A 25251-nucleotide genomic window follows, 5' to 3' on the forward strand; every position below is an offset into this window, starting at 1 on the left:
AGTTGGTACGCTCACCGTACCTTCACACATCGGTGCTCCTCAGCCTATTCTGTCTGGCGTTTTGGGCGCAGGACGAAAAACACGAGCACAGTGTCAAGGCCGCTGAAATCGCGGTCGGGGTTCTTCCTAATCTTCTCGGGTTCACAGTTGGCGCGCTTGCTATCGTGCTTGCCTTTTCGTCAGCGGACATCTTTAGAATTATCGCTGAAGACGGAGATCCACGATCCTATTATCTCACACTGACCGCTAACCTCCTACATTTTATCTGCATCCAGGTACTTGCCTTGGTATCAGCCGTCGTCGCCAGGCTCATTGGTTGGGCCCCCCTGGATTTCATCAGCCTTGTGCTTCTCTTCTACGCGGTGATCGTAACATTTTCGGCATCCTTACAGCTCTTTCAAACGGCGCGAATCTACAACGCCAAGGCCAGTCTGCCACTTCCACCTGCTGCGCGTAGTCGTCCACCTCCCCCCCGTCCAGTGCGGCTCAAACGTTGACTCGAGTCTGGAACATGAGAATCGCCTGCGAAGTGTGGCTTTTACGGAGCCACCTTCTGCTCGACTAAGTGTCCAGTTTTCAAATTCAAAGGATAACTGCAACACGTTTGGATCTGTCATGGCCTATCGACGCTTTGCGGCGCTAGACGGATTAGCGCTGTTCGCGCGTTGCTGAATCCATTCGCGGCGCTTCCTTGGCTCTCGAACGGCTCTGCATTTTTCAGGAAGGCTGCCATCATCCACCATCTTTTGTTGGCCTCAAGCTGGTTGCTGGCCCCTCTCTTGGCGCGAGTTGAAGCGTGCCTGTGAGAACCACATGATCGTTGATGGGATGCCGTCTCTTTCGCGGGCTCGGAAAAGCTTGGCTACGAGATCAGGCCAGTGGCGCGACAGCCTGACGCCGTCGATACGTTGCAGGCCCTATTGGTTTATCAACGCATCACATACAACTGAAAGAACTCGCACACCAGTTGGACCTTAGTCGATTAGAAGGGGCGGGCCTTATTTCAACAAGCCTAGCAGCGAGATCGTATCCGCGAGGTGCGAAATATGACTCTTGCGCAGCCCCTAGCTAAAGGCAAAGGCCAGCAGACTTGAGCAAAGCAGCGCGAAGCCTGCCACAGTCAGCGCCAGTAAACTACCGGAGACAAGGTCATGATTGCGCATGAATCATCCTCGCGTGCAGCGTAGATGTGCTTAGTCGTCGCCCCGCCTGATTGAATACATAGATCATTACTCAAATTCGCTGCACTATTCCTCTCGATGTTACGAAAGAACGCAGTTTTCCAGCGTAACGGTCGGACAGTTCGCCGTCTCCCAGCGAAGTCTGGGACTATCCACATTTGAAGAAATTCAGGCGGGAGGAGGCCAGCTTTTCGGCGCCAATCGGTTGGAGCGCGCCTGCGGGCTGCCGGTGTGAGCCGTTTCATCATTGCGCAACAGGTCTCCGAGTACTTTTTAGAATGCGTGGCCTTCTGATCATCTTTGTGGCGTTTTCGATTATGTTGGCGGCACGTGGCCGGCACCAGGAGGGTTTCGTGCCGCGACCGACCGCCTCGATGCCAGCGATCAATGTGCCCTAGCCGAAGGATTTGGCTCGAGCGGCGGGACTTGCGCTAAAACGCGCTTTGTCTCTCATCAAGATGGAGAGCGGCATGGCGCAGAATATCTACAACAATCCCGATTTTTTTGCTGGCTACAGCCAGTTGCCCGACAGATGCATGGGCTGGACGGCGCTCCTGAGTGGCCCGAGATCAGAGCCATGCTGCCCGATCTTGTTGGCAAGCGTGTCGTCGATCTCGGCTGTGGCTTCGGCTGGGCCTCACGTTGGATGCGTGAGCAAGGTGCCACCTCTGTCCTTGGTCTCGACTTGTCGCAGAACATGATCGAGCGCGCAAAGGCAGATGCAGCGGACGCGGGGATCAGCTATTGCATCGCCGATCTAGATACTTTGGAGTTGCCCGCGGAGTCTTTTGACCTGGCCTATAGCGTGCTGACCTTTCACTATGTTCAGGATTTTTCGCGTTTCACGCGGGTGATCCGCAAAGCCCTGATCGCTGGCGGACATTTGATCTTCACGATCGAGCATCCGATCTTCATGGCAGCGGCGAATCCGCACTGGATCAGTGATGAGGAGAGCCGCAAGGCGTGGCCCATCAATGGATACTCCCTTGAGGGTGAGCGTCGAACGGATTGGTTCGCCAAGGGCCTTCTAAAATACCACAGGACGCTTGGCACGACGCTGAATACGTTGATTGATGGAGGGTTTCGAATTATGCGGGTCAAAGAGTTTGCTCCAACGTCCGAGCAGATTCAGCAGATGCCGCAACTGGCGGAAGAACTGGAGCGCCCCATGATGCTGCTTGTTTCTGCGTCCGTATAGAAGGCTGGTGGAGCTTCGTTGGTATCTGCTAACCAACGGGCACAGCCCTAAATCCGTCGCCTCGAGCGATGGACTGGGCTTTAGTCCAGCTGGGCAGACCACCGGGTATCGCCTCAACCAGGTAGGTACCAACGCTGCCAGATCGGCGTTTGGCCGCCCTACACTTTCGCAGATCCAAGTTCGATATCTAGCCATCCGAGTGGGTTAACCGTTGCGCGATCTCCGCCATTGATGACAATTGTCGTCGTCTCCGCCTCGATGATCGCGGGGCCTTCCAGCACATGCCCGGAACGTAATTTTTTTTGCGCATAGGTCGGCACCTCGCGCCAAGCACTGAAGAAGGCTTGCCGTTTGCCGGTGGGCGATGCGATCAGCTCAGCTGCGGGCATCGGCGTGTTAGCTCCCTCAAGTCGAGAAACCGCTCCAACAGCGGCGAGCCGCGCATTCACGAACACGACCTCCTGGTCGCGCGACGCATAAGTGTAGAGCTCCTCATGACGACGATGAAAGCGCTCTTCGACGTCGGCGATCAAGGATGGCGCTGTGAAGTCGACGTCGCTGAGCGGTACATCGACCTCGAACACCTGCTCGCCATAACGCATCTCGGCAGAGCGCTCTGTCATGATGGGCCCGTCGAACCAGCTGCGGAGCCGCTCGGCCGCCTGCTCCTCCAGATCAGCAAAAATGCTGCGAATGTCGTCCCCGGCCGTCCGGGCGCCTGTCTCAAAGTGAGTGCGGCTGACCTCGTAGCGCAAGTCGCTGGTCAGCATACCCCACGCCGAGAGTACGGAGGCCGCCGTCGGCACTATGATGCGCGTTATCTCCAGCTCGCGCGCGACCTCCGCAGCGTGCAGGCCCGCGGCGCCGCCGAAACTTAGGAGCGCGAACTTGCGCGGATCAACGCCGCGCCGGAGGGTCATCAAGCGGATACCGTCTGCCATTTTCAGATTGACGAGCCGATGGATTCCGGCAGCGGCGTCGATGCGTGTCACGCCAAGCGAAGCTGCGAGGCGATCGATTGCTGCCTCCGCCGCCGCACGATCGAGGGGACGCTGTCCCCCCATGAAGGCCGCAGCGTCAAGGTAACCCAGCACGATATTTGCGTCAGTCACGGTCGGCTCCGTACCGCCGTTGCCATAAGAGGCTGGGCCCGGCATCGCGCCGGCACTTTCAGGGCCGACGCGAAAGATGCCGCCGGCATCGATACTGGCGATCGACCCCCCGCCGGCCGCGATGCTGGCGATGTCCAAACTGCGCAGTGCGATGCGCTGGTCCGCAAGCCCGCCGTCAGCCGACAGCGTCGCGCGTCCATCGGCAATCAAGGAGATGTCGGTGCTCGTGCCGCCCATATCGAAGGGCACCAGGTCCGGCAGGGCGAGCAGTTCCGCACAGCGCCGGGAGCCGGAGATGCCACCTGCAGGTCCCGACAGCACCGTCGCCGCTGCAAGACGCCCGGCCTCCTCGACTGGCGCCATACCGCCGTGGGAGAGGATGATGAAGAGGCTTCCCTTAAGACCGGCTTCCGCCAAGCGGCGCTCGAGCCGGGTCAGATAGCGCCGCACGGCAGGACCGACATAGGCATTCACGATTGTGGTGGAGACGCGTTCGTATTCCTTGATCTGCGGTAGCACGTCACTGGAGCGCGACACGCTGACCTCCGGCAACTCGCGGGCAAGCCGCTCTGCTGCCGCCATCTCATGGGCTGGATTGCGATAGGCATGCAGGAAGCAGATCGCGACCGACGTGGCGCCGGAGGCGCGGATCGCTGCGATCGCTTCGCTGAGTGAATCATCATCGAGCGGAAGGAGCACCTCGCCATTCGGCCGCAGTCGCTCGCGAACGCCGAAGCGCAGTTCCCGCGGCACAAGCGGCTCCGGCGGCGGCGTCCGCAAATCATAGCGATTACTTTTCAATCCCTCGCGCATCTCGATGATGTCGCGGTGCCCTTGCGTGGTTAGAAGAGCGACTTTCGCGCCCTTGCGTTCGAGCAGTGCATTGGTTGCAACTGTGGTTCCATGTACCAGCCGCTGAGTCGCGGCGAGCATATCGGACCGCGGCATGTCGAGGCGCCGAGCGAGCTCGTTAAGCCCATTCATCACCCCAATCGACTGGTCCTCTGGCGTGGAAGGGGATTTTGCGAACACGGTGCGCCCGGTCGCGTCGATCGCGACAAGATCGGTAAACGTGCCGCCTACATCAATGCCAATCGTCAACATCTTTAACTGACCACTTCTGTCGTTGCGCCTGAGGTTACAAGGCCCTGCACCTGGTCGCGCTGACGGGCCTGATGGGTGCGCCGCTCGGGAGGTCCCCAGCCGCCGCCGCCGGCGGAGCGCACCTCGAGGCAATCTCCCGGGTGGATTTCGATTCCGACCTCCTTAGTCCGTAGCACCCGCGGCGGCCGGCCCGCCGAAACGATGCGATAGTGATGCGGCGCACCATCCTTGCCGCCCAGCATGCCGCATGCGCCATGCCGGGTACCGTCACCTGCGGTGTTACCAAGTGCGGGCTTCTTGGTTTCGAAGACAAGATCGAGGTTGACACCGAGACCCCCGCGGAATTGACCCTCCCCGCCTGAATTGGGCCGGTACTCATGATGACGGAAATGAAGCGGAAAGCGCGCTTCCGCCACCTCGATGCTGCCGAACTTAAGACCGCCGACCGTGTGCCATTCGCCGATCGAAGACCAGCCGTCACCGCGAGACGAAGCGCCACCACCGGGGCGCGCCTGAAACATATGCCAGATAAAGCTGCGCCCGCTGCGAGGGTCCTCGCCCTGCACAGCGATGCGGAATCGTCGGCTCCAACCACCCATGGCTCGATCCGGACAGGATCCTGACAAGGCCTTGACCACCGCCTCCACGATCTCGTTGGAAGGATGACTGGTGCACAGTGTCACCGGCCGGCCGGGATCTGCCCATACAATCGTGCCCTGCTTGGCAATGACGGTGAGGGGCCGCAGCGCGCCAGCGTTTTTTGGAATTTCGGCGTCGATCAGATAGGCAAAGGCCATCACGACTGCCGCATGCATATTGGCGTGCGACGAATTGACAAAGCTCGTGCTCTGCGGGTCCGATTCCGACAGGTCGACCTCGATCTGACTGCCTCTCTTCGTGACCTTGGCTGCAATCCGGATATCGCTGCGGCCATGGCCGTCGTCGTCAAGGAAGGCCTCACCGTAGAACACGCCATCCTTCCAGGTCGAGACCACCGCCCGCGTCTGTTGTTCGGCGGCATCGAGGATGGATTCGATCGCTGCTTCGACCACCGGCGCGCCGAATTCGGCGAACAAGCGAGCCATTCGCCGCTCGCCCATGTGCCCCGCTCCGATCATGGCGGCAAGATCACCGCGGAAATCGTGAGCGTTACGTACATTCAGTGCCAGCATATCGAGAATATCCTCGCGTAGCCGGCCGGCCTCGTAGAGCTTGATCGGAGGAATGCGCAGTCCCTCCTGCCAGATTTCGGTCGCGCCTGGGTTATAGGCCCCATGCGTTGCGCCGCCAATATCGCTCTGATGCGCACGCACGATGCTCCAGAACAACCTCCGCTCCCCGTCAAAGATAGGTACGAATGCGGTCAGGTCCGGCAAATGGCTGCCGCCATGATAGGGATCATTCATGAGGATCACGTCGCCGGGCGCGACATCCTTGAAGCGCTCCTCGACTGCGCGTGTCGCCCAGGGCAGCGCACCGACATGGACCGGGATGTGGTCGGCCTGGGCAATCAGGCGGGACTGGACGTCGCAGATTGCCAATGAGAAGTCGCGGCTCGAGTTGAGGATCTGCGAATAGGATGTGCGAAGCATCGCTTCACCCATTTCGGCTACGATCGAGCTCAACCGATGCTGAACGACGGACCTCGTGATGGGATCAACCTTGTGGGCCATGCTCACACCTATTTCGGGCAAAACTGTTTCACGGCGTGATGCCCAATGGGCGCCACGCGAGACTTACCGACTTCAAGAGCTCAAGGCCCGCGTCAGGTCTTGGATGCGACCTGCGCAAGTGCATCCGAAGCCGCGCGGACGATGTTTTCGATGTCCGCATCCTGCATCGGCAGCGATAACGCCATCAGACCGTAGCCTGCCGCGAGAACGCCGCGATTTAGGAATTCGAGATTGAACACATTCTGGCGTTTGGCCTCGGCTTCGCTCATATAGGCCGAGCGATAGTCACAGATCGGACGGTCGGCGAAATGCAGTTTTAAGAGCGATCCAAGACCGACGGCGCTACCCGGCACGCCATGGCGGCGGAACGCCTCGTTGATGCCCTGACGTGCCACCTCACCGATCGCATCCAGCCGTGCGAACGCATTCTGGTCCAAGACTTCCATGGCGGCGAGACCCGCTCGCATCGTGACCGGGTTCGCGGAGAATGTCCCACCGTGAGGCAGCGCCGGCTTTCCATGACGCGGATCGAAGACGGCCATAACTTCGCTCTTGCCGGCGATCGCGCCGACCGGAAACCCACCGCCAATGATTTTGCCGAGCGTGGTGAGATCAGGATCGATGCCCCACAGCCCCTGGGCGCCGTGGTAGCCTAGGCGGAAAGATATGACCTCATCGAAGATCAGTAGCGCGCCGACGTCGCGGGTCGCCTGGCGCAGCGCTTCGAGATACGCCTTGTCGGCGGGGACGAGCCCGGCGCGGTTCGGCATCGGATCGACCAGCACACAGGCGAGCTCGGAGCCATGCTCGCGGATCAGGCTGACGGCGCCATCGATATCGTTGAAGGGGATCGTGATGACGTCGGCGAGCACCTTGTCCGGCGTACCTTTGGCATAGGCAATCGAGACCGGCGCATTACCTCCCCAGTCCTCCGGCTTCGGATCGAGGCTGACCTCTGCATAATCGTAGGACCCATGGTAGGCGCCCTCGCATTTGGCGATCTTCGGCCGCCCGGTAAACGCACGCGCCGCTTTGAGCGCCATCATCACGGCTTCAGTCCCGGAGTTGGCGAACCGGACCTGTTCGACTGATGGCAGCCGGACGACAAGCAATTCGGCAAGGTCAATCTCTGATTCCGTCGGCATGCCGAATGCAGATCCGAGCGCGAGCTGCCGCGTCGCCGCCTCGACCAGCACCGGATGGGCGTGACCATGAATGAGCGAGGTAAAATTGTTGATGCAATCGATCAGCTCATTGCCGTCGATATCCCAGACACGGCAACCTTTCCCGCGCGCAGCGTAGATCGGATAAGGTTTCATGAACACGGTGGTGCGGGTGTTGCCGCCTGGCAGACTCGACAATGCGCGGTCGTATAGCGCTTTCGACTTTGAACTTGCATCTGGGTACATGTCGTTATTTTCCTCGCCCGAGGGATTAGCGCCCAAGATAAGCCTCGCGGACGCGCGTGTTCTGCTTGAGGTCATTGGCGGTGCCCTGGAGGACGATGCGGCCCGTTTCCAGCACATAGGCGCGGTCCGCCACCGACAATGCCAGCACCGTATTCTGCTCGACGACCAGGATCGTGAGGCCACCGTCAGCGATCTGCCTGACGCGCTCGTAAACCTCCTCCGCCAGACGCGGTGCAAGCCCAAGCGACGGCTCATCGAGCAGCAGCAGGCGGGGCCGGGCCATCAACGCCCGGCCGATGGCCAGCATCTGCTGCTCACCTCCAGACAGGGACCAGCCGAGCTGCCGGCGGCGTTCCTTCAGGCGCGGAAAGAGGTCAAAAGCGCGAGCGAGATCATCGGCGATCGGCTGGCGCCAGCGCCGCCAGTTCACCGTGGCGAGCGTGAGGTTTTCCTCCACAGTCAGGCCGGGAAAAATCCGACGTCCCTCAGGCGACTGGGCGATCCCAAGCGCGACCCGGCCGTCGCAGCCGAGCCGGGCCAGCGAGGCACCTTCGAATACGATCTCGCCCGACCTCACGGGATTGAGACCCGAGATTGCCTGCAGAAGTGTGGTTTTGCCGGCACCGTTGGCGCCGATCAGGGCTACCGTTTCTCCCCGCGCCACCTCCAACGTCACGCCGTGCAGCGCGACGATGTCGCCGTAGGCTACGGTCAGATCCCTACACGCCAGCATGACGATAACCTGCGCCGAGATAGGCCGATAGCACTGCGGGATTGCTCTGGATCTCAGATGGCGTGCCCTCGGCGATCCTGCAGCCGAAATTCAGCACCATGATCCGCTCCGCCAAGCGCATCACCATCCCCATATTGTGCTCGATCAGGACGATGGCGATCCGATACTTGGCCCTCAAATCCGTGAGCCGGTCGACCAGCTGGTCGACCTCGGCGGAATTCAGTCCGGCGGCAGGTTCGTCGAGCAGCAGCACGCGGGGCTCGCAGGCGAGCGCGCGGCACACCTCGACCATGCGGCGCTGACCATAGGACAGGGATCCGATCGGCAGCTGAGCCGATGCCGCAAGGCCCATCTGGTCAAGCACAGCCTTGGCCCTCTCGCGCAGCTCCGCCTCGCTGCGGCCGCTCTGGAGGGCGGCGCCGGTCATGACGTTCTCGATCACGCTCAATCTTTCGAACAAACGGCCGTGCTGGAAGGTACGCCCAAGGCCGCCGCGCACACGCTTGTGGGTCGCGGCGCGAGTCATGTCCCGTCCATCGAGCAGCACCCTTCCCTTGTCAGGCAAGACAAGCCCGGTCAGGACGTTGAGAAGGGTTGATTTGCCGGCGCCGTTCGGGCCGATGACCGCGACAAATTCACCTTCCGCAACGGACAGATCGACGTCCGCAAGCGCTGCAAGTCCGCCATAGCGCTTGCCAATTTGCGTGGCCTGCAGGCTCATGACCGCGCTTCCTTAGACGCAGCAATCAGGGCCGGCATTTTGATACGGCCGTGGCGGCGGAAGCTGCCCTGCCGGCGAATTCCGGCAAAGCCTGAAGGCAAGAAGATCAGGATGGCAAGGACAAAGAGACCAAAGAAAGCGAGATACGCGGAGCCTAGGAAGCGCAGCCATTCGGGCAGGAAAGTCACCAGCAACGATCCGAGAAGGGCGCCCAGAATTGATCCCTCCCCGCCGACCACCAGCATCGCGAGGTAAGTGATGGAGTGTGCGTAGCCAAAGTCCTCAGGCGAGATGAAGCGCATATGGAATGCAAACAGGCCTCCCGCCACTGCGGCATAGACTGCGGATAGGACGAAGGCCACGAGCTTGACCCGGGTGACGTCAATGCCCGTCATCGACGAGGCAGTTTCGTCATCGCGTACGGCGATCATTGCCCGGCCATGGCGTGAGCCATGAATGAGCGTGGCGACGGCGGCCAAAAGCGCGAGTACCAAAGAAGCGAACCACAAGTAGCTGCGCTCATTGGCCAGGGCATGGCCTGCAATTTGCAGCTCGGGAATGCGGGAGATGCCGTTGGTGCCGCCCGTCACTTCGATCCAGTTGGCGGCGACAATGGAGAAGGACACGTTGAATCCAAGCGTTGCCAGGGCGAGATAGTGGCCCTTCAGCCGCAACAGCGGAATGCCAATGAACATGGCCAGAACTGCCGTACCGGCAACCGCGACAGGAAGAGCCAGCCAGGGTGACCATGCAAAGAGCGTCGTCAGCAGCGCGACGCCGTAGGCCCCTGTCCCGACGAAGGCCGCATGACCGAGCGAGATCAGCCCGGCATAGCCGAAGGCGAAATTAAGCCCGATGACTGCGATGGCCGAAATCGCGGCAAGATTGAGCAGCCGCAGATGATAGTCGGCGAGGAGCATCGACAGGGAAAAACCTGCGATCAAAACGACAGTGCCGGCCAGGAGCGGAACGCGCTTTGACATCGATCAGCCCCGGTCCTGAATGTGTTCGCCGAACACGCCCTGCGGGCGCAGGAGCAGGAACAAGATCATGATGCCGAAGGAGATCAGGTCTTTGTAAGCCGAGGAGACGTAGGATGCGCCGAGCACTTCGCTGAGACCAACGAACAGGCCGCCGACAATAGCGCCCGGCAGACTTCCGAAGCCGCCAATGATTGTGGCTGCGAATGCCTTGAGCGCGATGGGATCGCCCATGCTGGTGTCGGCGAACCACATTGGTCCGAGCATCAAGCCGGCAATTCCCGCGAGCAGCGCAGCCAGGATCCAGGATAATGCAAGCAGGCGGTTGACCTTGAGGCCCATCAGCCGGGCAGCCTTGACATCTTGGGCCACGGCACGCATCCCGATGCCGAGGGAGGTACTGAAGAACAGAAGCCACAGCAGCACAACCATCAAGGCCGTGACGATCACGACCGCGACCGCATGGGCTGAGATCGTTGCGCCTGCAATTGTGAGATTTATGCCCTCGACCGGCGAGGGCAGCCGGAATGGCCAGGAGCCGAACGCCAGCAGCGCGGCGTTCTGCATCGTGATTCCGATCGCGACGGTGCCAATGATGATGGTCACGACCGGGCTCGCGCGTAGCGGCAGATATAGCACGGCAAAGAACAGAGCTCCGAACAGCGCCATTGCAATCAAAGCAGCGCCGTAGCCTACAGGCCAGGGCAGCTGCGCATTGAGCAACATTGCGACGCCCGCGAAGGTGCCGAACATCACGAATTGCCCGGCGGCGAAATTGACTACCCCGGTTGCGGAGTAGACGATGACGAAACCGATCGCGGCGAGCGCGTAAACGCTGCCGAGCGCTAGTCCGTTGATGAGCAGCTGGATGAGATCTGTCATATCGTCATGATCTTCTTGCAAACCGGCCTGTCAGCAGGCCCCTGATGATTGCCGCGTTGCCCGTGGAGCGCATCGGCAGCCAGGGTTCAGTTGAGCTTGATGGTCTGAACCAGCTCCAGGGATTTGGTCCCTGCTTTGGATTTCACGACCGCCAGGTCGAATACGCCGTTGCCCTTGGCATCATATGAATAGACATGACCAATGCCTTGCCATCCTTTCACGGCGGCAAACCAGTCCCGTAACGCCTTGGGATCAGTGCCAACCTTGCGCAGGCCTTCGGCCGCCAGCATCGCACCATCATAATAGGCAAGCCCGTACGGGTCCGGATCAGTGCCGAATTTGGCTTTGAAGCGTTTGACAAAATCCTGCATGCGCCCACCGACCGACGGATCGATGAAGGAATCGACGACGCCCCAGACGCCATCAAGATCAGCCGGAGACAACAGCTGCAGGGCCGCTGGCACCAAGGCAGCCGAAGATGTCACCAGCGGCATTTTGAGACCGAGCATCTTTGCCTGACGCAGCACAAGCGCACCGTCCTGCGGATAGTTAAAGATCAAAAGAACATCGATGTCCTTGCCACGCAGGCCAAGAAGCTGCGCCGAAAAATCCTTGTCGTTCTGGCCATATGCGGCCATGCCCACGACGGTTACGCCCGCGGCCCCGAAACGCTCAACAGCCGTCCGGGCACCACCCTGCCCGAAGTCGTTCTGGATGTAGAGAATGCCGGGCCTTTTTGCCTTCAGCACGTTGAGGGCGCACTGAACCATGCCTTCGGCTGACACGCTGTCTGCGGGCCGCACGCGGAACATCCACTCATTCCCAGCCTCGGCCACAACATCGGCACCGCCCGCGTAGAAGGCCGGCACCTGTATCTTCTTCAGCTCAGGCTCCACCGCCAGATTCTGGGTCGAATAGCTCGAGAGGAAGAACAAGGACGGCTTGTTCTCCTGTGCGAGCTTAACGAACGCGTTGACCGCCGTGCTGTTCGAGGCCTGCGTATCTTCGAAGACGATTTTGAGGCTGCGCCCGTTAATGCCCCCTGCCTTGTTGACGTCCTCTTCGGCCAGCAGCAGGGAGTTGTGATACTGCTTGCCAGTCAGCGATAACGGGCCCGTCATTGGCACGGTTGCGCCGACGACGATCGGGCCTTCCTCCTCGGCACGTGCGGCTCCCATCCACGGCAGCGCACTCACCGCAAGCAAAGCCCTCAGAAATTCCTGCCTCGTTATCTTCATGATCTGCCTCGTGACGCTTCCGCGGGGTCGCAACACCAAGAATGCCGCTGCCAAAAATCGCCGTTGACACCAGTTCCGTTTTCCGGAATAATATCCCGGTATTGCGTATAAGCTAATCTGCTCCGGCTTGAGAAGTCAAGCGGGGCAGAGGTGCGCGCGCACAAAGTTTCCGCCTGGGAAGCCTCTGAATGACCATCACGGACGAAGCGGCGGGTCCTCTGGACCGCTACATGCAAGTGCTCGAACTCGTCGCCACCTTTCCCGGGGCCCTTACGCTGGCAGACGTGTCCTCGTTGCTTGATCTTCCGAAGACATCTGCGCATCGGCTGCTCAAGGGCCTCGTGCGCGCCGGGCTTGCGAAGGACAATGTGGGTGGGCGCGCTTATCAGCTCGGTGACCGCTTGCTCCGGCTATTGCACGCGACTGCGGATGATGGATGGATTGCCGCACTGGCTCGCGGGCATCTGCAGCAACTGACCGACGCGACGTCCGAGACTTGCTATTTGACGCGCCTGATCGGCGCGCGCGTTGTCGTTGCGATCTCCGTTTCGCCAGATGTGCGCTGGCGAGGTTACGTGCAGCCGGGGATCGAGATGCCCGTGCATGCAGCTGCGACCGCCAAGGCCATCATAGCCTATCAAGATAAGGCAGTATTGAAGGAGGCGATGTCGGCCGATCTTCCTCTGCTCACGGCGAACACGCGAAACGATCGTGCATGGGTCGAACAGGAGCTCGCTGCGGTCAGGGACCGGGGCTACGCGACCTGCATCGGAGAGATCGACGAAGGATTGGCCGCTATTGCGGTGCCTGTTTTTCTATCCGATCGGCGCGTATTTTACGCTCTCGGAATGACCGGGCCCCTACAGCGGATCATGAACGAGCAGCTACCGGATCGTTTGACAGCATTGCGCAATGTTGCCGAGACATTGGGGCGATCGCTCTCGATAGGCGAGAAGCTCAAATCAAAGGACGCTTTACAAGTTCCGCAAGCATGACCCCGCGTGCGTCTCGCTTGGAAACAGGGACGTTTTAGCGCAATCCTCCGCCATCAGGCACAGAGCATCGATCCGCGGATCCGCCACAGGGATCGCTGAGTCCTCTGTAGACTGTCCGATAGGTGCGGGATTCAAGGTAAATTGAGCGATCTTTTGCAGTGGTGGAGTGTCAATACTTTCTCGATTGAAGATCGTCCTGTTCAAAGAGCATCTTCCGCTGCAGACGGCCTGAAAGCTGCATGAACATGTCCAAATGGTACGCTTTGCTGTACGCTGTGGAAGTCCCGTCGCTATCAGCTACCAGCAGCGATTGCCAATTTTAGCACAAAAGCCGCGCTGAGCTCATATACCAGTCAGAACAGCTCATCATCATTGGATTGCTTCCGATACGACATCTCGAAGCGCATGGCGGCGATAACCATCGGCGTCGAACGTGTGAGCGGCCAAAATGAAACGAGGCTTATGTTCGCAAACTGGAGTCTCTCTGCGACGACGCGGCGTCAGCCTGCAACGCTCAGCGCTTCTACCGCGAATTCGCGCTTGCACTTGCCGCAACTGCCTCTGCGAATACTTCGATCAGGGCCGCCGCTCCTCCGCGATTGCCGAGTACTCCGACATGTCGCGCGTACTTGGGATCCTTGATCCGGTGCACCCGGATCTTCCTATCGAGAGGCGGCACGATTCCCCAATTCGGAAGGAGCGAGACGCCGACACCTTCTGCGACAAGGACGACGATAGTCTCTGGAGCGTCGAGCTCGAATAACTCCCGAGTGGAGATTCTCTGGTCATGGAGAAAGCGGCTCACGAGTTGGCCGGTCCAGGCCTTGCGATCCATCCGAATGAACGGAAAGTCATTCAAGAGCGCCTCGACGCTCTGACATTTCTGCTCTGGGGAGATGGCGACCAGGGGTTCTTCGCGTACCAATCGCCACGACACGCTTTTGGGTAATTGGAAGTGCGGACGCACCGCAAGCGCGCAATCTATCTCCCCGTCCTCGAGCATCTTGAGAAGTCCCACCGAGGTCCCTGGCACGACCTTGATTTCGATGTCCGGGTGCCGCTCCGAAAGCCAACGGAGAGTCATTGGCATCAAAGCGACGAGCGCCGTCGAAATCGCGCCGACGCGCAGCCGGCCGCTCAGCCGTCCCACTTGGGACAGATGTCGCAAATCGTCCGCCTGCGCGACAATCTGTCGTACGGTCCCAAGCACGGCTTGTCCGGCATCGGTCAATGCGATGCCTTGTCCACGCCTGACGACGAGTTTCGCCTTCAGCTCAGCTTCGAGAGTCCGAACCTGTTCGGCGACCGAAGCATTAGCCAGCCCGAGATGCCGCGCCGCGGCGGCAAGTGAACCTCGATCGGCTACCGCGCAGAAGGTGTGGAGGAAGCGAATGTTCACCGCTGCGGTGCACCTTTTTCTCGAATGCGAGTAGATGTAACGGATTTTCCGTCATCAGAAAATGGAAAACACCAGGTTTTCCGCATGCCTTAGTGAGTTAAGAGGAGGCAGTCTACAAACTCAAAATGGATTTTTGCGATGCGGCTCGTTGCCAGCGCAAGCGGGGTGTACCCGATTGCTCCGACGCCTTTTCACGCCGATGGTCGGATCGATTTGGACTCGGTTGATCGCCTGACGGACTTCTATCGATCTTGCGGCAGCACGGGACTGACCGTTCTCGGTGTGCTGGGCGAAGCTCCCAAGCTTGATGCGCAGGAGGCGATCGATGTCGCCACACGCTACATTCGCCGCGCGACTACACTGCCGGTGATTGTTGGCGTTTCTTCTCCCGGATTCGCTGCTATGCGCTCGCTGGCGCGGGTCTCGATGGATGCAGGCGCCGCCGGTGTCATGATCGCGCCTCCCTGGACGCTGCGCACCGACGACCAGATCGTTGCGTACTATCGCCAAGCGGCTGAGGCGATCGGTTCGGACGTTCCGTTCGTCATCCAAGATTACCCGCTCAATTTCGGCGTCGTGATGGCGCCGAACGTGATCCGAAGGATCATCGAAGATAACGCCTCCTGCGTCATGCTCAAGCACGAGGATTGGCCCGGCCTCGAAAAGATCTCGACGCTGCGCAAGTGGGAATCGGAAGGGAAAATGCGCCGCGTCTCGGTCTTATGCGGAAACGGCGGCTTGTTTCTGGACTTCGAGACTGAGCGCGGGGCGGACGGCGCGATGACCGGCTACGCCTTCCCGGACATGCTCGTCGACCTCATGCGGCTGACGAAGAGCGGCGAACGCGACGCAGCTCACGACCTCTTTGACGCACATCTGCCACTGCTGCGCTACGAGCAGCAGCCCGGCGTTGGGCTCTCGGTGCGCAAGTATGTCTTGATGCGCCGGGGACTTCTCAATTCGGACGCCTTGCGTGCGCCCGGTGGTTCGCTTAGCGCAGCCGCGAAGAGCGAAATCGAGTTCTTGCTCACGCGCCTCGCGCGACGCGACGAGCGTGCGCTGAGGCGCATCGCCTGAACGACGACTTCATCCATAGGCGTGCCGAGCTGGGCTATGGATCTCCGCAACGGTTGGGCATTTTCCCAAGCCAAAATCATAGGCTGAAAGGTTGATCTCGAAATAAGCGTCGCCTTGCCATCGTCTGCGCATCCAGCAAGGGCCTAGGGCGCGCCTGCGCCATAGCGCTCGCCAACGAAGGCGTTGCATGTCAGGCTGACGACGCGCGCCGCCGACACCTTGAAGATGGCAGGCGAGATCCTTAACGCCTAGCTCACACTCGTCCCCACGGCGAGCCAGTTTCGCTGGACATCTGGATTGTCGCGAAGACTGTCTGGCGTCCCGTTGTACACGATGTGCCCATGACCCATGACGAGCACACGGTCACTGATATCCAAGGCGATCGTCAAGCGCTGCTCGATCAGGAGTACGGATACTCCATTCTTGCGGATGTCGAGAATAGCTTCGACGAGACGTTCTACGATCTTGGGGGCCAATCCTTCCGTCGGCTCATCGAGCAAGAGGACTTTGGGGTTGCCCAGCAGGGAGCGGCACATCGTCAGCATCTGCTGCTCTCCTCCGGAGAGCTTGCCTGCCTTGGTATCCTTCCTTTCGTGGAGCCGAGGGAAATATTCGTACATTTGATCTATGGTCCATACCACCCTGCCCGGCAACGGGCGGAGCTGACCCATACGCAGGTTTTCAGCAACGGTCAGCGTTGGAAATACCAGCCGATCCTCCGGCACATAAGCGATACCGGCCCGCACGATGTCGCGAATTTCTCGCCGGGATTGTTCGGCGCCGTCCAGGAGGATAGATCCTTCACTGGGCCGAACGATGCCCATGATGCTCTTCAGGGTCGTTGACCGCCCCGACCCATTGCGGCCCACGAGGCTGTAGATGCTTTGTGCCGGCAGCTCAAAGGTCACGCCGCGAAGCACGTGGCTCTTGCCGTAATGAGCATGCAGACCGGTGACTGTCAGCCCCATCAATGCAAGCCCTTTCCGAGGTAGGCTTCATTCACTCTTTCGTCCCTGGCGATCTCGTCAGGTGCGCCCGTCGCGACGATTTGTCCATGGACAAGCACTGAGATGCGGTCGCACAGCGAGAAGACAACGTCCATGTCATGCTCGACCACGAGAAGCGTGCGTCCAGCAGTGAGCCGCCGAATGAGGGCAACCGTTTGCGCCGCCTCCTCCACCGACATGCCCGCCGTCGGCTCGTCCAACAGGATGATTTCGGGTCGCAAGGCCAAAGTTACTGCCAGTTCGAGCGCGCGTTGTTCCGAATATGGAAGCTCGCCTGCAAGCACGCTGGCCCGGTGCGACAGGTTAACGTCGTCCAGCAACGCGAGAACATCATTCGTCACTTCGCGTTGAGATGCGGCAGTGCGCCAGAAGCAGAAGCGTACACCCTGATTTGCCATGACCCCTAGCTGGACCGTCTCGAACACGGTGAGCCTGGCAAAAAGGCTCGTAATCTGAAACGAGCGGGCGAGGCCACGGCGGGCAATCGTCTCTGGCGGATCGCGATCGGAGCGTTGCCCGTTCAGCAAGATCTGCCCGCTGGTCGGACGAAACTGCCCGCTGATCAGGTTAAACAGAGTGGATTTGCCGGCTCCATTGGGCCCGATCAGGGCGTGACGCTCTCCCGCGTTTACCTCGAGGTCGACACCGCGGATGATCTCACTCGAGCCAAACCGCTTCCGGACTGCGCTCAGAGAAATGGCGCTCATGCCGCCTCCTCTTGCCGCTTGAGTTTGCGTGAAACGAGGACTCCGGCCAGCGCTACAATCAATGGAAGTGCCCATACGATCGGAGAGCTGGGAAGGAGCTCAATGTTGAACAAACGATAGCTCACCCAAGAGCCGCCCTGGTTCGCCCGAAGCGACGCATAGGAATCGCTGAGCAGGATCGACGCGCTTTCGCATAGAAAGATCAGGCTAGCTGAGCAAAGAAGGACCGCTAGGGTGGTGGCAATGGCTTCTCGTAACGGCCGCTTTTTGGTGGAAAGGAGGGATCCAGCGATCCCGTCGGGAAGAAACATGACCACCACAACGAACGCTAGTCCCTGATAAAGGAGCCAAAGTCGCGTGACGTCCGAGAAGACGTTGCCAAAGCCGGTCAGAATTGCTGCGCCGAAGGCCGGTCCGAAAAGAACGTCGGCGCCTCCAATGAAAGTCTGGATCACTGGTGCGGCGGATGAAGCCGGACCAAACACCGTATAGTCCACGTTTTCGGCAGCGATCCCCAACAGGCCTCCCGCCAGCCCTGATATCGCGGCCGAGAGCGCAAACAGGCACACCTTGACGGCATGGGTGCGGTAGCCGAGGAACTGAAGCCGTCGTTCATTGTCGCCCAGCGCGTACGCGATTTGACCCAGCGGGGTCTTGGCAAAAAACCAGATGGCTATGAAACCGAGCGCGCTCCAGCCGAGCACAATGAGATAAACTTCATTCAGCGCGGCAAAGCTGAGGCCCATGCTGGGTAATCTCATGCTCGAAATTCCGGCTTCACCGCCAAACAGGGCCTGCCAACGCGGACCAAGCGAATAGATCAGCTCGGCAATGGCGAGCGTGATCATCGAGAAATAGGCTCCGCTGCGCAGTGTGGCGATGAAGCCGCAAAGCAGGCCGATGATCAGGCCGGACAACAGGCCGGCGAGCGGCACCAGGATGAGAGGGACATTCAAGCCCGCTTCATTGGCGCGCATCAGGTGTACGGCCGCAAACATGCCGGCCCCAAAATAGACCCCGTGCCCGAACGAGAGAAGTCTCGCCTGCCGCCACAAGAGATTGAACGCAGTGGCAAACAGTGCAGCGACCAGGATGCGGATAGCGAGGTTCGCATACCGGTCGCTGAAAGTGAGCGGAGCGAGCAGCACGATGGCTGCGGCAAGGCAAAAGGCTATCCGGTGATATCGGTTCACGACCGCTCTCCCATCAGACCGGCGGGCCGGAACAGCAGAACAAAGAGCATGATGATGAAGGGCAGCGAGCCGGTGAGGCTCGACAGGGTGATCGAAAACGGCCCGCCGATCGAGGCCGCCCATCCTGACAGGCCAAAGGGGGCAAGGGCGCCGGCCAGTGTCCAATCGAGCCCAACGGTTAAGGTCGTCAGGAGGCCAATAGCCAAGGATGCGACGAGTGCGCCCTCGAGCGAGCCCAACCCGCCGACGACCACCACGACAAACACGATCGATCCGAGGTCCTCGGCCATGTTCGGACCGGTGGGGTAGAAGGCTCCGGCAACCGCCCCGGCAAGCCCAGCCAGCGCTGCACCGATAGCGAACACAAGGAGAAAAACGAACCCTACATTATGGCCGAGGCTCTCGACCATCAGCGGCTGCGAAAGTGCCGCCCGCACAATCAGTCCCAGGCGGGTGTATCTCATTAGCAAGAATAGCGATGCGAACATCGAGACCGCGACAGCGCCGATGAACAGCCGATACAGCGGAACGTTCAGGCCGTTCATGTTGAAGGCTGTGCGGGCAAGCTCTGCCGGAATGGCGTATTCGACCGGATATGGGCCATACATGAGCTTGATGGCTTCATGTATGATCAGCGCCAAGCCAAAGGTGAGAAGCAGCTCCTGGGCATGTCCATGCCGATGAACACGCCTGAGCATGTAGCGCTCGATGAAGGCGCCGAGCAGGGCTACGGCCAGCGGCGCGAGGAGCAGGGCCGGCCAGAAGCCGGTCCATCGTCCGATGGAGTAGCCAAGGTAAGCTCCGAGCATGTACAGCGAGCTGTGCGCAAAGTTCAGGACCCCCATCATCCCGAAGATGAGCGTCAAGCCCGCTGATACCATGAACAGCAGCAAGCCGAAGACGAGGCCATTCACGAGTGACGTGAGGAGATAGGTCACGGAGCCCCCTAGGATGGCCGCTGCATTTTACAGCTGGCCTGGACGGTGTTGAGCACTTCGCCGCCGGGGATCACCTTGACCGGGACGAATCCCATATCCGTGCCGTCGGTTGCGAACTTGGCGCCCTGCTCCACCTTGGAAACGACGATCGGCCAGGCGATCTGGTGATCGGCAGCGCGCATGGTGACATCGCCGGTCGGCGCCTTGTAGGACGTCCGTTCGAGTGCTTGGGCAATCTGATCGACGTCTATTTTTGAAGCCTCGGGAATGGTCTTCAGCGCCTGCTGCAGGAACAGCAGAGCCAGGATCGACTTCGCTTCGCTTGTTGAGGGAACGGTGCCCATCTTTGCCTTGTAGTCGGTCCATAGTTCCTGCCCGAATGCGCCAAAGGCTTGCGGATTCCACAGTTCGGCATGGAAATAGCCGAGCGCTGCGGATCCTGCTGATGACAGTGCGCCTGGAAGGTCGAGGAAGGTGGTGGCGAACCTCACCTTGAGGCCTGCGGCCTGGACGGCCTTGAGGAGAAGCGAAAGATCATTTCCCCAATTGCCGGTGAAAACCGTATCCGCACCCGAGGTAGCAATACGGGCAGCATAGGGGCTGAAATCCTGGATCTTATTGACGTCGTGCAGCACCTTATCTACGAGCGTGAAGTCACTCTCGCCAGCGCTCTGCTCGAGCGCGGCCTGGATATCATGGCCCCAGGAATAGTTCTGGTTGATGGAGAACACTTTCTTGCCGAGGGCATTTTCTGCCTTCAGACCGGCCACGAGCGCTCGAATGCGGATGTCAGCATTCGTCGCAAACCGGAAGAAATGATAGTGACATTTGGCTCCGGTCAGCTCCAGGGCCTCGATGCCCAATCCGAAGAACAGAACTTTCGCCGCTGGATTGCGCAAGTTCCACTTGCGGACATCTTCGGTGATCTGACCGCCAATGTTAGAGGATCCGCCGTGCGCAATGATGTGGGCGCCGTCTGCGATGGCCGCCTGGGTCTTCTGCGAAGCGCCTCCAGTCGTTCCCTCGGTGTCGTACTCTGCATAGACGATCTTTTGCCCGTTCCAACCGCCTTGCGCATTTATCTTCTCAATGCCGTACTTCAGACCCAACGACCAGAGACGGTTGACGGTAGATCCCGGACCGCTCAGGGTTTCGACGGACGCGATCTTCAATGCTGGACGCGCCTGAGCAATTGCAGGAGCGGCAAGTCCAACTGCAGCTGCGCCTGCCAGCTTCAGCACGTCACGGCGATCAAGAGGCATCATGTCTATTCTCCCAAAGAGTGATCGATGTTTAGAAACTGCAGAGACGAAAGACGCAGCAAGATGAGCTTCGTAGCGACGCCCGTGCGGGCCTTCAGAGCACTATTTCTCCCAAGGTTGGCGCGCGAAGGCATCGGCGACAGCTTGCGTAAGTGCCGCGGTCACGTGATCGATGCTCGGGGAATCCATCGGAGTTGAAACCGCGCCCGAACAATTCGGGGTTAGCAGCACGCCATACTCGAGTACGCCAGCATGAACAGCTTGGAGGGTCTCGGGTACGAGCGTGCGGCAGGACCGATAATCGGTGACGGGCTGGGAGCTAAGATGCAGCCTGAACAATGATCCGTTGCCTGTCACTTGAGCTGGAATTCGCCTGTCGATGAAATTGAGGTTGATTGCCGCCCGCAGATCAGAACCAAGCTGGTTCAACCGAGCTATCGACGGCTCATCCAGCGCAGTCAGTGCCGCGAGGCCGGCAGCCATGGCGAGTGGATTGGCAGTGAACGTGCCTCCGAGCGCAACGCGTGGCTTGCCTTGCGTATGGTCGAACACGGCCATCGCGTGGGCCTCACCTGCGACCGCTCCTATGGGCATGCCCCCGCCAATGATCTTCGCAAGAGTGATCAGGTCAGGGCGCAGACCGAACAATGGATGAGCGCCGGCATAGGAGAGGCGGAACGAAATCACCTCATCACTGATGATCAGAAATCCGTGCTTCTCTCGGGCAGCATGGAGGACATCGATCATCTCCCTGGACACGGGCACCATACCGACCCGTGACGGAACGGGATCGATGATGAGCGCGGCGAGCCGAGAGCCCTCCTTGGCGAGAATAGCAGCGCAGCGCCCTGGATCGCTCCAGGGCAAGACGATGGTGTCTTGCAATACATGTTCCGGTACGCTCTCGGAAGAAGCGATCGATGCCGGGTTGCCGTCAGAATCGTCCCAGCAATCAGGATCGGGCGCAAGACTGACCTCGACCCAGTCATAGGAGCCATGATAGGCGCCCTCAAATTTGGCTAATGCGCTTCGCCCGGTGAGAGCGCGAGCGCCCTTTACTGCAAACATCACCGCTTCCGTGCCCGACATGCAGAAGCGGATCTGCTCGCAGGCCGGCGATCGGCCGGTGATCAATTGAGCTAGCGCAATCTCCTTCTCCGTCGGCAATCCAAAGGCCGTTCCGTTGCCAACCGCGGCACCAATGGCCTCCACCACGGGGGCGAAGGCATGGCCGTGGATCAACGAGAAGAAGTTATTCGCGCAATCCAGAAACCGGCGACCGTCGATATCTTCCACCCAGCAACCGGTTCCTTTTGCTGCGTAGGGAGGATGCGGCGCGAACCAGGTGGCATTTCTCATGCTGCCGCCGGGCACAACCTCGCGTTCACGGGCAAAGGCTACCGACGAATTGCTGATCCGCGCCTGCTGCTTTGAAAGAGACGTAAGAGCCACGACACCCCTTTAGAGCGCGACGGTCGCGGCTACGGTGGTTCCAAGGGCGGCCAACGCTGCCTGGCGCATTTGCCTTTCGGCAGACTGAGATTCGCTGGGTTCCGGCGCCATAGGTCCTTCCGTGCAGAAAAAGGTAGCGTTGGAGAAGACTCCTACTGTTGCGTGATATTTGATGCAACAAAATTGTGATACTTCCTGCCGAGACCACGGGAAAAGCGCACTCACAATGGAACAAAGAAAGAACATCCACGCTGTTCTCCAGAACTTCTGGCCGTTCTTCTGCAACTGGCGCGCTCGACACGCGACCGGTCAAACGATCCCTTGTGGCCGTCGTGGCCGTCGTTCGACGTGCCCGATCCTGGTGCCGGACGATGCCTTTGGCCCCTGCTGGCCGCCGGCGCGGCGCCGCAAGGAGAGGTAGGCACTCATTTGACGGTCGCGTCGGTCCCAGACTTGTCCATTCGTGATCGCGCCCAAGAAAGCTCGATTACGATCGCAACGAACTTGCGCCCGTGCGGTCATCTCTATGTGGATTGCTCGTGATCGGACGCGCGTGCGACTTGATGACGATCTCAAAAGTCCGAAGTCCAGGCGGGCGATCGCGGGATTGCTGATGCCTAAGGTCTATCGGCGCGCCTCGCCTTACTGACAGTCCGTGGCCGCCGTCGTTCATGCGGCCCTCTGGTAAACTCGATGGCAGGCGGTTCGCTTTGTACAGGCTCCGGCTGATCTGTTGCGGCCGGGCCCATGTTATGCGGTACATCTGCAAGACTCGTCTTCGCTTCCTTGAACGCGAGCACAGAGCGTCCCTTCTGGGTGATCCGCCAGCCACCATTTGTGCGCTCGACAAGCGCCTGCGAGAAAATATCTAAGTCCGGTACACGGGCGCCCAACCGTTTGGTGCGCTGCGCCCAATCGCGGCCGCTCGTCGCCAGAATTGCCATGTCGCGCTTAAGGTCCTCCATTGGCGCAAACCCGTCTGGATAGCTGATTAGGATCTTTAGGACTGTGACTTGGAAATTCACCTGAGCGCCATCGTCATCGCCTCATCTACCGCCACATGGTTGGCGCTTGGGCAAGGGCATCCAAACCGATTTGCCTGAGGCGTTCGTGCGCCCTCTCACCTTTACTGGCGGCTTCCAGAATTTTCGAAGCGACACGCGCGGATGCCAGTATCAGTCCGAGAAATATTCCCGCAGACCTCGTCAAGGACAGCGCGCAGAGGACTGTGGTGGCAGCATCCAACATGTCGAGATTCCCCATGCTCGAGCAAGATGATAACACGAGCAGACGCTTTCAAGAATTCAAATAGGTTCTCGCAGCAACGGGACCGTCTCGCTGATCTGCGGCCTTAGTTCAACGGCTACGTCGCATTGCGTACGCCCGCCCACCTCGCCTTGCGCTGAAATTCTGCGATCGAAGCGCCGTTTTCGGTGGTTTTCTTCCCACCAGTTGTGCAACGCTGCGCTGTATTAGATTTCTTCCTTGCCCTAGTCGCGAGCTCATCCGGTGCGTTGCTTTGGCTTTGCCACCTCGTCCTTCATGTGATCGGGTGGAACGCGATGAGGCTGTCCAAGCGACTTCGGGCCTCGCCCAGAATTCAAGCACAAGAGTGTAGTTCCTGACCATCTGGTGCTGCCGGCATTGCCCAGCCATTCAAGAACGCTCGAAACTTGGCCTCCTGACAGTCAGGAGGCGATCCACAGACTGACCTGGGAGATCAGATCCATTAACGTCTCTCTGGACGAGTTTCGCCACTTCCAAGCCAATGCGCTTGGCATCACGGGTCCACAACTGCTGATCTTGAGGGCGCTCGCAGACTTGAACACGGGCAAGGGTGTTCCGGTCAACATGGTGGCAAAGCTCATGAAAGTTGACCCCTCGTTTGTCACGACTCAATCCAAGTTGCTCCAGAAGCAACGTTTTCTCCGTCGCAGTCCGTGATCCAAAGACGGCCGGGTCGTGCACCTTTCTCTCTCTGACAAAGCTCGCAAATATCTGGCTGACATCGCTGAGAAGCAGCGAAGCCTTTATCCCCTTATTTTCGGTAATGGCGGCGTCCGTGAGCTGGCCGAGTTGGTGAGCAGCCTCGCCGGACTTAAGGATCGCCTCGACAAAGCGCGTCTGATAGCGAAACTGGACTCCAAGGAAGGAGCCATAGAATCCTTGTAAGTGGCGTTCGTACGAGACTATGTCTGATCGATTTTCAGTGTTTGACATTTCCCTAAGACGGCGAAGGCGCCGTTGGCGCTGGTCTATCGGCACGAGCTAAGGCGCGCTGGTCATTGCACGTTCGAAAGGAAGCCGCCCCGCGGACCGCTACCAGGCAAACAAGGTGCTGTTTCAGCTGCTGCTCAGTACGCCATATCGTTGCGCTCGGCGTCAGCCATTCAAGCCGGGCGGACCCGATCTGGGCGCTCGTTACCGCAAAGACATTAGCCATTCGTTCGGCTGCGTGTCTGTCTCATATCATTTGCTGCGGGCGCCGGAATAACGGCCTGCTGTGCTGACAGCCCCGTCTACTGGAGAACATCGATAGAATCAGTAAAGAGTGAAGGTGAGTTGGACACGATGGACGATGACTTGGCTCCAAACGATCGAGCAGAGCGAAACCCAAAAAGCTAACCGCCGCGATGAAGCGCCGTGCTCTCAAGAGCCCAAATCCGAGCGCCAAGATCATCCTCTTCCTGAGCTCTGACCATGGCTTGACACTCGCCCCTCTCGTTTGCCGTCCGCCAATTATGCTCGGGCCTGCTTCACGATGCGACAGCGCTCCCACTGATCCGCGCTCAACGCCTTGTTGGCTGATGTCCAACCTTAGCACTGCTTAACTAGAATGGTCTCCCTCCGGCGAGGAGCGCTTCCCCTGGCTCAAGGCGGGATTAATCAACACCATCGAGTCAGTCACGACCTGAAGCCAACACGAAGCCGCGCTCAGCAAGGTTGCCTGTCCCAGAGAAACAAGATCGTTTATGTCACGCCTGAGAGCA

General features: G+C 59.6%; 19 protein-coding genes and 2 pseudogenes. 4 read left to right on the forward strand and 17 right to left on the reverse strand.

What is annotated here, in order from left to right; genetic code table 11:
* Nucleotides 1-1651: 1651 nt before the first annotated feature.
* Nucleotides 1652-2379 (forward strand): annotated as a pseudogene (locus AC24YW_RS28925) (class I SAM-dependent methyltransferase).
* Between the two features lie 158 nt (nt 2380-2537).
* Here the strand turns inward: AC24YW_RS28925 and AC24YW_RS28930 are convergent.
* The 8 genes from AC24YW_RS28930 to AC24YW_RS28965 form a co-directional block, all read right to left on the reverse strand.
* A complete protein-coding gene (locus AC24YW_RS28930) occupies nt 2538-4595 on the reverse strand; it encodes a hydantoinase/oxoprolinase family protein (RefSeq protein WP_487485897.1) in 2058 nt (685 codons plus the stop codon).
* A 2-nt stretch (nt 4596-4597) separates the two neighbouring features.
* Complete coding sequence (locus AC24YW_RS28935) at nt 4598-6268, reverse strand: hydantoinase B/oxoprolinase family protein (RefSeq protein WP_487485898.1); 1671 nt, start codon at nt 6266-6268, stop codon at nt 4598-4600.
* A gap of 92 nt (nt 6269-6360) precedes the next feature.
* Nucleotides 6361-7713 carry an aspartate aminotransferase family protein gene (locus tag AC24YW_RS28940; protein ID WP_487485899.1) on the reverse strand — a complete coding sequence of 451 codons (1353 nt, stop codon included), beginning with the start codon at nt 7711-7713 and terminating at the stop codon, nt 6361-6363.
* Entirely contained in the window at nt 7703-8410 is a 708-nt protein-coding gene (locus tag AC24YW_RS28945; RefSeq protein WP_487485900.1) for an ABC transporter ATP-binding protein, read from the reverse strand. The genes AC24YW_RS28940 and AC24YW_RS28945 overlap by 11 nt, the downstream gene beginning before the upstream one ends.
* Nucleotides 8397-9131: an ABC transporter ATP-binding protein gene (locus AC24YW_RS28950; RefSeq protein WP_487485901.1), complete on the reverse strand. Its 735-nt coding sequence runs from the start codon at nt 9129-9131 to the stop codon at nt 8397-8399. The genes AC24YW_RS28945 and AC24YW_RS28950 overlap by 14 nt, the downstream gene beginning before the upstream one ends.
* The gene (locus tag AC24YW_RS28955; RefSeq protein ID WP_487485902.1) at nt 9128-10114 is read right to left on the reverse strand and encodes a branched-chain amino acid ABC transporter permease; all 987 of its coding nucleotides are present in this window, start codon (nt 10112-10114) and stop codon (nt 9128-9130) included. The genes AC24YW_RS28950 and AC24YW_RS28955 overlap by 4 nt, the downstream gene beginning before the upstream one ends.
* 3 nt (nt 10115-10117) lie before the next feature.
* Nucleotides 10118-10993 carry a branched-chain amino acid ABC transporter permease gene (locus tag AC24YW_RS28960; RefSeq protein WP_487485903.1) on the reverse strand — a complete coding sequence of 292 codons (876 nt, stop codon included), beginning with the start codon at nt 10991-10993 and terminating at the stop codon, nt 10118-10120.
* An 86-nt stretch (nt 10994-11079) separates the two neighbouring features.
* Entirely contained in the window at nt 11080-12231 is a 1152-nt protein-coding gene (locus tag AC24YW_RS28965; RefSeq protein WP_487485904.1) for an ABC transporter substrate-binding protein, read from the reverse strand.
* Nucleotides 12232-12419: 188 nt separating this feature from the next.
* Here AC24YW_RS28965 and AC24YW_RS28970 point away from each other — a divergent pair, with 188 nt between their 5' ends.
* Entirely contained in the window at nt 12420-13226 is an 807-nt protein-coding gene (locus AC24YW_RS28970) for an IclR family transcriptional regulator (RefSeq protein ID WP_487485905.1), read from the forward strand.
* A 523-nt stretch (nt 13227-13749) separates the two neighbouring features.
* Here the strand turns inward: AC24YW_RS28970 and AC24YW_RS28975 are convergent.
* Complete coding sequence (locus AC24YW_RS28975) at nt 13750-14625, reverse strand: LysR substrate-binding domain-containing protein (RefSeq protein WP_487485906.1); 876 nt, start codon at nt 14623-14625, stop codon at nt 13750-13752.
* A 138-nt stretch (nt 14626-14763) separates the two neighbouring features.
* Here AC24YW_RS28975 and AC24YW_RS28980 point away from each other — a divergent pair, with 138 nt between their 5' ends.
* Both AC24YW_RS28980 and AC24YW_RS28985 read left to right on the forward strand, forming a co-directional pair.
* Nucleotides 14764-15702, forward strand: coding sequence for a dihydrodipicolinate synthase family protein (locus AC24YW_RS28980; RefSeq protein WP_487485907.1), 939 nt, complete (start codon nt 14764-14766; stop codon nt 15700-15702).
* A gap of 119 nt (nt 15703-15821) precedes the next feature.
* Nucleotides 15822-15939: pseudogene (locus tag AC24YW_RS28985) on the forward strand (SDR family oxidoreductase); the annotation flags it as partial.
* A gap of 11 nt (nt 15940-15950) precedes the next feature.
* Here the strand turns inward: AC24YW_RS28985 and AC24YW_RS28990 are convergent.
* The 8 genes from AC24YW_RS28990 to AC24YW_RS29025 form a co-directional block, all read right to left on the reverse strand.
* Nucleotides 15951-16670: an ABC transporter ATP-binding protein gene (locus tag AC24YW_RS28990; RefSeq protein WP_487485908.1), complete on the reverse strand. Its 720-nt coding sequence runs from the start codon at nt 16668-16670 to the stop codon at nt 15951-15953.
* Complete coding sequence (locus tag AC24YW_RS28995) at nt 16670-17416, reverse strand: ABC transporter ATP-binding protein (protein WP_487485909.1); 747 nt, start codon at nt 17414-17416, stop codon at nt 16670-16672. The genes AC24YW_RS28990 and AC24YW_RS28995 overlap by 1 nt, the downstream gene beginning before the upstream one ends.
* On the reverse strand, nt 17413-18609 hold the full coding sequence (locus AC24YW_RS29000; protein WP_487485910.1) for a branched-chain amino acid ABC transporter permease: 1197 nt from the start codon (nt 18607-18609) through the stop codon (nt 17413-17415). The genes AC24YW_RS28995 and AC24YW_RS29000 overlap by 4 nt, the downstream gene beginning before the upstream one ends.
* Nucleotides 18606-19547: a branched-chain amino acid ABC transporter permease gene (locus AC24YW_RS29005; RefSeq protein ID WP_487485911.1), complete on the reverse strand. Its 942-nt coding sequence runs from the start codon at nt 19545-19547 to the stop codon at nt 18606-18608. The genes AC24YW_RS29000 and AC24YW_RS29005 overlap by 4 nt, the downstream gene beginning before the upstream one ends.
* An 8-nt stretch (nt 19548-19555) precedes the next feature.
* The gene (locus AC24YW_RS29010; RefSeq protein WP_487485912.1) at nt 19556-20812 is read right to left on the reverse strand and encodes an ABC transporter substrate-binding protein; all 1257 of its coding nucleotides are present in this window, start codon (nt 20810-20812) and stop codon (nt 19556-19558) included.
* Between the two features lie 99 nt (nt 20813-20911).
* Nucleotides 20912-22261 carry an aspartate aminotransferase family protein gene (locus AC24YW_RS29015; protein WP_487485913.1) on the reverse strand — a complete coding sequence of 450 codons (1350 nt, stop codon included), beginning with the start codon at nt 22259-22261 and terminating at the stop codon, nt 20912-20914.
* Nucleotides 22262-22878: 617 nt separating this feature from the next.
* On the reverse strand, nt 22879-23286 hold the full coding sequence (locus AC24YW_RS29020; RefSeq protein ID WP_487485914.1) for a hypothetical protein: 408 nt from the start codon (nt 23284-23286) through the stop codon (nt 22879-22881).
* Between the two features lie 631 nt (nt 23287-23917).
* Nucleotides 23918-24481 (reverse strand): hypothetical protein, encoded by a 564-nt coding sequence (locus AC24YW_RS29025; protein ID WP_487485915.1) that lies wholly within the window; start codon nt 24479-24481, stop codon nt 23918-23920.
* Nucleotides 24482-25251: the final 770 nt, after the last annotated feature.

It is taken from the genome of Bradyrhizobium sp. USDA3516, from assembly GCF_057651995.1.